This is a genomic window from Shewanella sp. 10N.286.54.B9 (assembly GCF_041468565.1).
Classification (GTDB): domain Bacteria; phylum Pseudomonadota; class Gammaproteobacteria; order Enterobacterales; family Shewanellaceae; genus Shewanella.
The window spans coordinates 1-9,883 of record NZ_JBFRIY010000072.1 but is presented as its reverse complement, the minus strand read 5'-3'; the positions used below and the strand labels follow the sequence as shown (position 1 = coordinate 9,883).

The following is a 9,883-nucleotide window of genomic DNA, read 5'->3' as shown; positions in this document are numbered from 1 at the left end:
CACAGCCACAGCCACAGCCACAGCCACAGCCACAGCCACAGCCATAGCTACAGAGATGAATAAATACGGAAAGGCGATAGGTGAGGGGGGGGGCTATTCTCGTACTATTTATAGGTTGTAGGTAAAGTTTGAACAGCTAGGCGGTTGCGCTGTTATATCTAAGTGAATTACTCATATGCACATTGATATATGGTAAGAAAAAATCTGTATTGTACTCGTCTAACTTTGACTGCTAGATAATGGCGTGCCCTAAAAACGTTACTAACGCAGTATCCGGTTTGTAGTAATTGGTTTGTATCGGTTTGTCGCTTATCAGGAATTTAGCTGATGTTTACGCCAGCGGCACTCTTTAGCCTGCGTATCGACACCTAAGCTTTATCTGGCCGAATGGACTATGACTGCTGCGTTAATGAGATAAGGTCTCGGCCGTACGGCATTATTAACTCTAAGAATAGTAGCGATATAAGGGCTTTGGCTCAGTTCTTTCAATGGTAGTTCGGAGATAAGAGTTTATCGGCATGATAAGTTCCAATATTCTTTAAGTCGTCTAGAGAACTGTATTGTGGCCTTTGGATGAATCCGATGACAGAAGTCTATTCAGCAATTCAGTTGCGCGACATTTTTTGTATTTGACGGGAAGGGTGATGAATGCACTTGCATGCAATAGGGCCGCTAGACCATTTATTTTGTCGTTGGGGAGCAAAAAAGTTTTGCACTTTACACAAAAAAGCCCTCAATGAATGAGGGCTTTGTATTACTAACCGCGTGGCCTACTTGTAACCACCGGCTTTTGATTGATCTTCGCTGTAATCAAGTTTTTCATGACTCTGGCCCATTGCCTCAGCAACCTCAGGCGGCATGTAGTTCTCATCATGCTTCGCTAGAACTTCAGTTGCTTCCAGTGTACCTGGAGCAGATAAAACGCCTTGAGCGACGATACCTTGGCCTTCACGGAAGAGATCTGGCAACAGATCATCATAAGTTACGATGATTTCGCCGCCAGCTGCATCATGGACTGCAAACTCAACATGCAGGCTATCCGGATCTCGCACCATAGAGCCGATAGTGACCATGCCGCCAACGCGGATGCGTTGTCCTATTTCAGGCATTACACCAGTATCTTTCTTTCCTTGAACAATTTCTGTAGGGGTAAAGAAAAGATTCAAGTTTGAATTTAGTGCATATAACAGTAGTGAAGCGATTGCTGCGACACCACCAATTAGTGCTACTGCTAGGGTTAAGCGTTTTTTTCTTCTTGGATTCACTATTTAGTACTCCGAGTTTCTTTTAAGCGTTCTTCTCGCTGAATCTTCTTCGCGATTTCAACTAACACTTTACGTTTCTGTCTAACACTTAAAACGACAAGCGTTCCAAGAGAGAAGAAGGTGACACCGTAAGCAAGCCATACATAAAAAGCATAGCCGCCCATATTAAAAAATTCACTAATTGAGTCGAATTGCATTATTTGACCCCTTCTGCTTTAGCAAGTTCACGCACCCATGGACGCATTCCATTTCGTGCCAAAATTTCTGATCTAAATCTCACTAATGTAATTGCTGCGATCATCAGACCGAAACCAAATATGTTAATCAATAGCGGATATAGCATATCAGTCGACATCGTTGATTTTTCAGTAATACGGATCGTAGATGGCTGATGTAGTGAGCTCCACCAGTCAACAGAATACTTAATAATCGGGATATTAATGACACCAACAATAGCTAGGATCCCAGCAGCACGAGCCGCTAACACCTTATCTTCAAACGAGGCGTAGAGAGAAATCACACCTAGATAAAGGAATAGTAGGACTAATTCAGATGTTAGTCGTGCATCCCAAACCCACCAAGTGCCCCACATAGGCTTACCCCAAGTTGCGCCTGTTACGAGTGCAATAAAGGTAATTACCGCACCAATAGGAGCAATGGATGCAGCGGCCCAGTCGGCAGATTTTATTTGCCAAACAAGACCAATGAAAGAACAGGTGGCCATACCCATGTATGCGGCCATAGACATAGAGGCAGCTGGTACATGAATAAAGATAATACGGTAGCTGTCACCTTGCTGGTAATCAGTTGGGGCAAAACCTAAGCCCCAAATAGTGCCGATACCGATAAAAGCAATTGCTAAGGTAGCAAACCAAGGCAATAGCGTGCTTGAAAGCTTATAAGCGCGTTCTGGATCCGCGTATGAATGTAACCATTTCCACATTTTAGTTAGTACTCACTCGTAAGGAAGCACCAATAGCGAATGGTGCTAACGTTAATGAACCGATCAACATGGCGCCGATTATAGCGAGTTGACCATCATAAGGTAAATTCATTCCAGCAGCATCAATTGCGCTGGTAGCAAAAATCAACACCGGAATATATAACGGTAAAATGAGCAAGCTTAATAGCACGCCACCTTTACGTAATCCGACAGTCAATGCCACACCAATTGCTCCTAGTAGACTTAATACTGGAGTCCCTAGGGCTAATGTTGCGATTAGCGCACCATAGCTATTAGTGTCTAGGTGTAACAGAACTGCTAATAAAGGTGCCACTAAAATTAAAGGTACACCTGTTAATATCCAATGTGCCAGTACTTTTGCCAAAACCATTAAGGGCAGTGGTTGCGGGCTTAGCAGCATTTGCTCAAGACTGCCATCGACATAATCAGCTTTGAATAAGCGTTCTAATGACAACATCGAAGCAAGGAGAGCTGCTACCCAAATAATACCGGGGGCGACTCGTGTCAGTACTTGTGGCTCTGGGCCGATACCTAATGGAAATAGAGTCACTACCAATACAAAAAACAATAACGGATTAAAAATATCACCGCGATGACGGATAGCAATCTGTAGATCTCGTTTGAGTAACGTACCGAATGCTTGGGTATAACTGATACCTTTTTTCATTGCTATTTCCTAAACAAAGCGATAATCAAGACGAATTTTCCGCAAGATGTCGTCACCAATCACGCCCATATCTTGGTGGGTCGTTAAGATGACGCAACCGCCACGTTCAGCATGAGCTAAAAACAAATGTTCAAGTTCCTCTACGCCTTTTTTATCGATCGCAGTAAAAGGTTCATCGAGTAGCCAAATTTTACAGTTTGTATGCCAAAGCCTTGCTAGCGCAGTGCGTCGGTGCTGACCCGCTGATAGGTGGCCTGCCAAAGCTTCTTCAAAACCTGATAAATTTACTTTTGAAAGGATTTCGCGTGTATCAAAGCCATCATACCCGCTGATTCTTAAATTGAAGTTAAGATTTTCCTCAGCGGTCAGTTCACTTTTAACGCCTGCGAGGTGGCCGAGGTATAACAACTCATCGTTATACTCGTCTCGACAACGATTGATGTCTTCACCTTTAAAATTGATATGCCCAGCATAAGGGCGAGACAAACCCGCTATTATCCGTAATAGACTTGTTTTACCCGCGCCATTTGGGCCCTCTATTTGAACAATCTCGCCTTCGGTGATCTCAAAGCTCAGTTCGTCAAAAAGAATACGTTCTTCTCTAATACAAGTTAGGTTACTAGCTGATACCAGTGTTGTTGCTTTTGATTGTTCTACCACTGAGCCCTCTATATCATGCCGTATAAAAACACAAGTGATACTAACACATAGAGTTTCAAGCGTTTAGTTCCGTGTTGCGCTAAGTGTCAGCAATTTGATGTAGTTCCAATATTAGAAAGTTTTTAGGAACTTTTTAAACATTTGCTAATATATTAACGTTTTTGAGAACTATGTCTTGCTAAACAGCTTTTAACGCGATTTAAATCACAAATAGATGCCATTTGGTGAAGTTTGTAGTAACCTAGCGCAGCGATAATAAGTCTGCCGCATTCTATAAGGGCAGCGTGAGCTTTGTTAGAATTTGCATTAGGAACCTATAAAATGAAAAAATTATTAGCACTGACTGCAGCTGCTGCATTAACTTTGTCTACAAGTGCTTTTGCTCAAGATGGCAAAGCTGTCTACGACAAAGCTTGTCAAGTTTGTCACAGCATGGGCGTTGCCGGCGCACCAAAAGCACATGACGCTGCAGCATGGGAGCCTCGCTTAGCGAAAGGCGCCGACGCACTAGTATCTAGTGTTAAATCAGGCCTAAACGCAATGCCACCAGGTGGCATGTGTACTGATTGTTCAGATGAAGACTACAAGAAAGCAATTGAGTATATGTCAAAGTAAACTCTATTGTGGACATAAAAAAACCGGCTAATAGCCGGTTTTTTTATGGATGTAATTTGAAATTACTGAACTTGGGTATCGAGAACCAGTTGCCCTGTGTCACCCACTTTTATCATTGCAAGTTTGCCTTGAATGTCGCCAGCTTGTGGCTTCACGCTGCCATGTTTTGATAATACTGCAATCACTTCTACAGTCTTAGCATCGCTTAGCTTAACGTTGCCACCCATATTGGTGCTGTCATCAAGTGTGATTGATAGCGGTAGAGACTCTGCAGACACTTTAGTTGCCGCAAGCGGTACTTTAGGGCCTTCAGTTGAGCGAGCAAAGATGAATAACATGTCAGTGCTAGCAACTTGAGCTTGCAGTTCCGGAGAGATTGAAACCTCAACCGTTACTGTTTTTGCTGTGGCCTTTGGCTTAACATTTTTATGTGCATCATCATTAGGCATTTCGCCTTCGGCATTCATTCTCATCTTAGCGCTGTCGATAGCATTGATAATTGCGCTACGATCGACATCTTTACGCTCGCTGTCCAAAATCAGTTGCCATGCATCGATAGCGGTTTGGTATTCAGCAGAGAAGAAAGAGTCCATACCTACAAGTAGTAATGTAGATGGATCCGAAGCATCAAGTTCTAACGACTGATCGATCAAAGCTTGAACTGCTGGTGTCATCTGTTGGTTCGAGCGGTAGTATAAGGCTGTAGCCTTAGGTCCTAGTAGCTCTGCATGCACACCAACCAACTCCATTGTTTTGTCGAATGCCATGATGGCATCGTCATAACGATTAGCTGAGATATAGGTATGGCCAAGGCTAAACCATAGTTGGCTATTTTCAGGTTCAGCTTTCGCTTGTGCTTCCATCATTTGCACTCGCTCAGACATCATCTGTGCTGCATCCATACCAGAATGTGCTTGATTTGCTGTCATTGGTTTATCTAAGTTTTCATACGCACCAAGTGTGGTGTACATATAACCCGATATACCGAGGATGACGGCAGACATTAGCGCTGGCCAGGCCACACTCTTAGGCTTAACCTTATGGACAAGAGATTCATCATCACCTTGCTTCATATCTTGAAGTAGGCTTATTTCGAGCTCTTTCTTAAGCGCATCGAATTCAGCTTGATCAAGTAAATCTTCTTCTACTTCTTTCTCTAAAACAGAAAGACGTTCATTAAATAATTCTAAGTTGGTGCTTTTGCGAACACCGGCTTCTTCTGTCCGTCGCATTTGCTGCTGACGAAAATGTGGGAACCAAATCAGCGCTAGGCTGACCAACACAAATAAGGCTATCAAGATCCAGAATGTGGTCATTATGTCTATTTCACTTTAGTTTGCGAAAAAGCGGATTCACCGCTGAACTAGGAATAAGATTATACGTAAAGATTATTCATTGAACAGTAATATAACCTGAAATCGTCATAGTTGCGTACTTGTTCACAGATTGATTTTATTTGCAAAATAACTCGAAACTTACGGGAACTTCTTGAGTCTGACTTAAAAATCCCACTAAATATGCTCAGTTTACGGTGGAATTTTTGAACAACTGTTTATGTGTTGCTCGTAATAAGATAGGGAAAGAATGAGACAAGTCACCCATATTTGTACGAAATAGGCAGACAGGAACAATAGCAAATACTAAACTGAGCTAAATTTGTACCCTTTTAGTAGTGTTAACTACGGATTCGTGTGTAATGATATTAGCGTATGCTTATCAATACATGATTTAGGACTGAGGAAAACCCATGATCCCAGAATTAGGACACTTTTCGCTGATTATCGGTGTGGCATTTGCCATGCTTTTAGCCATCGTCCCTTTAGTAGGTGTAGCTCGCAAAGACCAATACTTGGTGCGCTATGCTTGGCCATTAACATACGGAATGTTCTTTTTTATTCTGTTCTCCGTTATCGCGCTCGGTTATAGTTTTGCCGTCGACGATTTTTCCGTCGCTTATGTAGCGCACCATTCCAATTCCGAACTGCCCATCTTCTTTAAGATTGCTGCAGTCTGGGGTGGTCATGAAGGTTCACTGCTATTTTGGGTTTTCTCATTATCAGCTTGGGCAGCTGCAGTCGCACTCTTTAGTAAAGGTTTAGAAGAGGTGTTTACTGCACGAGTTCTGGCGGTTCTAGCCATGATTTTGATTGGTTTCTCATTATTCATGCTACTAACCTCTAGTCCTTTTGAGCGTTTATTCCCGATCCCAATGGAAGGACGTGACCTTAACCCAATGTTGCAAGATGTTGGTCTAATCTTCCATCCTCCTATGCTTTATCTAGGTTATGTAGGTTTCTCTGTCAGCTTCGCATTCGCTATTGCAGCACTAATGAGTGGCCGTTTAGATTCTGCTTGGGCTCGTTGGAGCCGTCCTTGGACATTGGCAGCTTGGGTATTCCTAACTGGTGGTATCGCGCTTGGTTCGTGGTGGGCTTATTACGAACTTGGCTGGGGCGGTTGGTGGTTCTGGGATCCAGTAGAGAACGCATCATTTATGCCTTGGTTGATTGGTACCGCGCTGGTTCACTCACTTATTGTGACCGAGAAGCGTGGCGCTTTCCGTAACTGGACTGTTCTACTATCAATCTTCGCATTCTCACTAAGTTTGCTAGGTACCTTTATTGTACGTTCAGGCGTGCTAACGTCGGTGCATTCATTTGCTGCCGACCCAAGTCGAGGTATGTTCATTCTGCTCCTGCTCGGATTAGCCGTCGGCGGTTCGTTAACCTTGTTTGCTTTCCGAGCGAGCGAGATGAAGAGTCCTGCACGTTTCCAGCTTAAGTCGAAAGAGACAATGCTGTTAGTGTGTAATTTATTGCTAACTGTAGCGTGTGGTACCGTTTTACTTGGTACGCTTTACCCACTACTGATTGACGCATTAGGAATGGGCAAGATTTCTGTTGGACCTCCATACTTCAACGCCGTATTTGTTCCAATTGTACTAGTGCTATTTGGTTTCATGGGTATTGGTCCAGTGATCCGCTGGAAGAAGTCAAAAGATGGTGAGTTGAAACGCCAACTTCTTATACCTGCGATTATCGCTTCGGTAATTGGACTTGCTGCACCGTTCCTTGCCGGTGGTGAATTTAACATCTGGGTAGTGTTTGGTATTGGTACTGCAACTTGGGTAACCATCATGACATTCCGAGCTGCTTACAATATGGTTAAGACCAAAGAAGGCCCTGTCGATATGACTCGTCTTGGTCGAAGCCAACTAGGTATGATCATTGCGCATCTTGGTATTGCAGTGTCAGTTGTCGGTGCAACGATGGTTTCTAACTACTCTATCGAGAAAAGTGTCCGTATGGGACCTGGTGTCTCTCAAGAGTTAGCAGGCTACACCTTTAAGTATATTGAGACTAAGAATGTTGTTGGTCCTAACTACACAGCACAACAAGGTCAGATTGAAGTTTATCAAGATGATGAATACGTCACATTATTAAGACCTGATCGTCGTCAATATAATGTACGTACTATGGATATGACCGAAGCGGGTATTGATTGGGGCTTATTCCGTGACCTTTACGTCACAATGGGCGACCCTATCAGCCGTACCGAGTTTGCTGTTCGTCTTAACTATAAGCCATTCGTTCGCTGGTTATGGTTCGGATCAATCTTTATGATGGTTGGTGGCTTCTTTGCTGCGTCTGATAAGCGTTATAGAGTTAAAGCAAAAAGCACTGATAAGAAAGCCGCAGACGGCAGTGATAAATTAGCAACGGCATAATTGGAATAGGGTGAGTATGAAAAAGCTAGTTTTATTTCTTCCACTGGTTGTGTTTTTAGGTTTGGGGGTGTTCCTTTACAAGGGACTCTTCCTAAACCCTCAAAAGCTCGATTCAGCTCTAGAAGGAAAGCCGATCCCGACTTTCGAACTAGAGATATTGGAAAAGTCAGGGGAGACTTTGACTAATGAGACACTTAAGGGGGAAGTTTCTCTGCTAAACGTGTGGGCGACATGGTGCCCTTCATGTAAGTATGAACATCCTTTCTTAATGACGTTGGCGCGCAAAGATGTTTTGCCTATTTATGGTATTAACTATCGTGATGAGCGGGCATTGGCCATTCGTGAATTAAGTCGCGAAGGCAACCCTTACGCTATTAACATTTACGATCATAATGGTCGTTTAGGTTTAGACTTGGGTGTTTACGGTGCACCAGAAAGCTTCCTTGTTGACCATAAAGGGATTATTCGTTACCGCTATGCAGGTCCAATAGACTCCCGTGTCTGGAAAGAGACCCTTTATCCAATGGTTCAAGAGTTACAAGCGGAAGCAGCTAAGGATGGAGCATCATGATTAAAACGCTTATTAAGAGTTTTTCTGCGCTGGTATTACTATTAAGCATGGCTTCGGTAGTAAATGCGACTCCGGTTGATACTTATGAGTTTAAGTCTCCGGAAAACCAGAAGCGTGGATTATCTTTGGCACATTCATTACGTTGCCCACAGTGCCAGAACCAAAATTTGATTGATTCTAATTCGCCAGTTGCCCAAGATCTTCGTTTAGAAGTATTCGAAATGGTTGACGAAGGGAAAAATGACGACGAAATCATAGAGTTTATGACAAGTCGTTACGGTGAGTTCGTGCTTTATAAGCCAAGAATGGAAGCCAAGACTTATGTTCTTTGGTTAGGCCCTATTGGTCTACTGATATTCGGTGGCTTTATTGGTTTTCTATTTATACGCAAGCAGCGTATTGCTGAAACCAATACTGACGAGCTAACTTCAGAAGATCAGCAAGAACTCGATCGCCTTTTGAAGCGAGATACTAAATGAAAAACCTAGTATTTGGACTCTTTACCGTCGTGTTAATGTTTGCAGGGCATGCGCAAGCTTACCCTGGTATGCAAAAGCAGGGTGAAAAGGAGATCCAATCAAGTGTTGATCAAATTAGTGTTCTGCCTAAGCCATTTCCAATAGAAGCCGTTCCTTTTAAAGACAGTCAGGGTAAACCTGTTGATTTTAGTCAGTACAAAGGCAAGGTTATCATGGTCAACATGTGGGCCACTTGGTGTCCTCCATGTGTGAGAGAGCTGCCAGCTATTAGTCGGTTCTCTGACAGAATTGGATCGGAAGAGTTTGAAGTCCTTCCGGTATCGATAGATCTAGACGGTAACAAGCAAGTTGAACCATTCCTTAAATCATTAGGAATGGAAAACTTCACTACTTATTACGATAAAGAGCAGAGCTTAAGTGATGTATTCCCTTTGGATACCATTCCTGCCACCTTTATACTTAATAGAAAAGGTGAGTTAATTGCATTTGTTCGTACCTTCGTAGATTGGGACGATGACAAGGCTGTTACATTGATAAAAGGCTTCTTGGAGCAAACGCAGTAATAGTTAATTACTGAGTAAGCTTAAATAGACGATAAAAAGGGGCTTTTAGCCCCTTTTTTGTGCGTATCGTTTGAGAAATGTCCGCTTAGACGTTTTATTGCATTTTTTCTCATTTAGCCTCTTGCGCTCCGCTACGATTTCCCTATAATGCGCATCCACTGACACGGCACAGCAGGCCAACTACTTAGGTAGTACGGGACTTGCAGCGGTGTTAGAGAGATTAACTTCTTCGGAAATTAACCTCAGGTGACAAACGCTTTAAGAGCTTCGGGTAGTGCTTCTTTTCACGAGAGTGATTAAGAAATCATCGCTTGAAAAACTTCTTAAAATAAGCGCTTGACGCCGACACTGGAGAGTGTAGAATACGCCTCC

General features: G+C 43.1%; 11 protein-coding genes. 5 read left to right on the top strand and 6 right to left on the bottom strand.

Features of this window, described 5'->3' with window-relative positions; genetic code table 11:
• Positions 1-770 precede the first annotated feature (770 nt).
• Genes ccmE through ccmA form a run of 5 tightly spaced genes read right to left on the bottom strand, consistent with a single transcriptional unit; the run spans position 771 to position 3,556 of the window.
• Positions 771-1,265 (bottom strand): cytochrome c maturation protein CcmE, encoded by a 495-nt coding sequence (gene ccmE / locus AB4135_RS20735; RefSeq protein ID WP_371995327.1) that lies wholly within the window; start codon positions 1,263-1,265, stop codon positions 771-773.
• Positions 1,265-1,462 carry a heme exporter protein CcmD gene (ccmD, locus tag AB4135_RS20730; RefSeq protein ID WP_371995326.1) on the bottom strand — a complete coding sequence of 66 codons (198 nt, stop codon included), beginning with the start codon at positions 1,460-1,462 and terminating at the stop codon, positions 1,265-1,267. The genes ccmE and ccmD overlap by 1 nt, the downstream gene beginning before the upstream one ends.
• Entirely contained in the window at positions 1,462-2,208 is a 747-nt protein-coding gene (locus AB4135_RS20725; RefSeq protein ID WP_020912160.1) for a heme ABC transporter permease, read from the bottom strand. Before AB4135_RS20725 ends, ccmD begins: the two co-directional genes overlap by 1 nt.
• Before the next feature lies 1 nt (position 2,209).
• Positions 2,210-2,896: a heme exporter protein CcmB gene (gene ccmB / locus AB4135_RS20720; RefSeq protein WP_371995325.1), complete on the bottom strand. Its 687-nt coding sequence runs from the start codon at positions 2,894-2,896 to the stop codon at positions 2,210-2,212.
• 9 nt (positions 2,897-2,905) lie between these two features.
• Complete coding sequence (gene ccmA, locus AB4135_RS20715; protein ID WP_371995324.1) at positions 2,906-3,556, bottom strand: cytochrome c biogenesis heme-transporting ATPase CcmA; 651 nt, start codon at positions 3,554-3,556, stop codon at positions 2,906-2,908.
• 321 nt (positions 3,557-3,877) lie between these two features.
• Here ccmA and AB4135_RS20710 point away from each other — a divergent pair, with 321 nt between their 5' ends.
• Complete coding sequence (locus AB4135_RS20710; protein WP_371995323.1) at positions 3,878-4,171, top strand: cytochrome c5 family protein; 294 nt, start codon at positions 3,878-3,880, stop codon at positions 4,169-4,171.
• Between the two features lie 62 nt (positions 4,172-4,233).
• Here the strand turns inward: AB4135_RS20710 and ccmI are convergent, their stop codons facing one another.
• Complete coding sequence (gene ccmI / locus AB4135_RS20705; RefSeq protein WP_371995322.1) at positions 4,234-5,487, bottom strand: c-type cytochrome biogenesis protein CcmI; 1,254 nt, start codon at positions 5,485-5,487, stop codon at positions 4,234-4,236.
• A gap of 431 nt (positions 5,488-5,918) precedes the next feature.
• On the opposite strand from ccmI, the gene AB4135_RS20700 reads away from it, so the two are divergent.
• Genes AB4135_RS20700 through AB4135_RS20685 form a run of 4 tightly spaced genes read left to right on the top strand, consistent with a single transcriptional unit; the run spans position 5,919 to position 9,511 of the window.
• Positions 5,919-7,898 (top strand): heme lyase CcmF/NrfE family subunit, encoded by a 1,980-nt coding sequence (locus AB4135_RS20700; protein WP_371995321.1) that lies wholly within the window; start codon positions 5,919-5,921, stop codon positions 7,896-7,898.
• 16 nt (positions 7,899-7,914) lie between these two features.
• A complete protein-coding gene (locus AB4135_RS20695) occupies positions 7,915-8,469 on the top strand; it encodes a DsbE family thiol:disulfide interchange protein (protein WP_371995320.1) in 555 nt (184 codons plus the stop codon).
• Entirely contained in the window at positions 8,469-8,948 is a 480-nt protein-coding gene (gene nrfF / locus AB4135_RS20690) for a heme lyase NrfEFG subunit NrfF (protein ID WP_371995328.1), read from the top strand. Before AB4135_RS20695 ends, nrfF begins: the two co-directional genes overlap by 1 nt.
• Positions 8,945-9,511: a TlpA disulfide reductase family protein gene (locus AB4135_RS20685; protein ID WP_371995319.1), complete on the top strand. Its 567-nt coding sequence runs from the start codon at positions 8,945-8,947 to the stop codon at positions 9,509-9,511. The genes nrfF and AB4135_RS20685 overlap by 4 nt, the downstream gene beginning before the upstream one ends.
• Positions 9,512-9,883 lie beyond the last annotated feature (372 nt).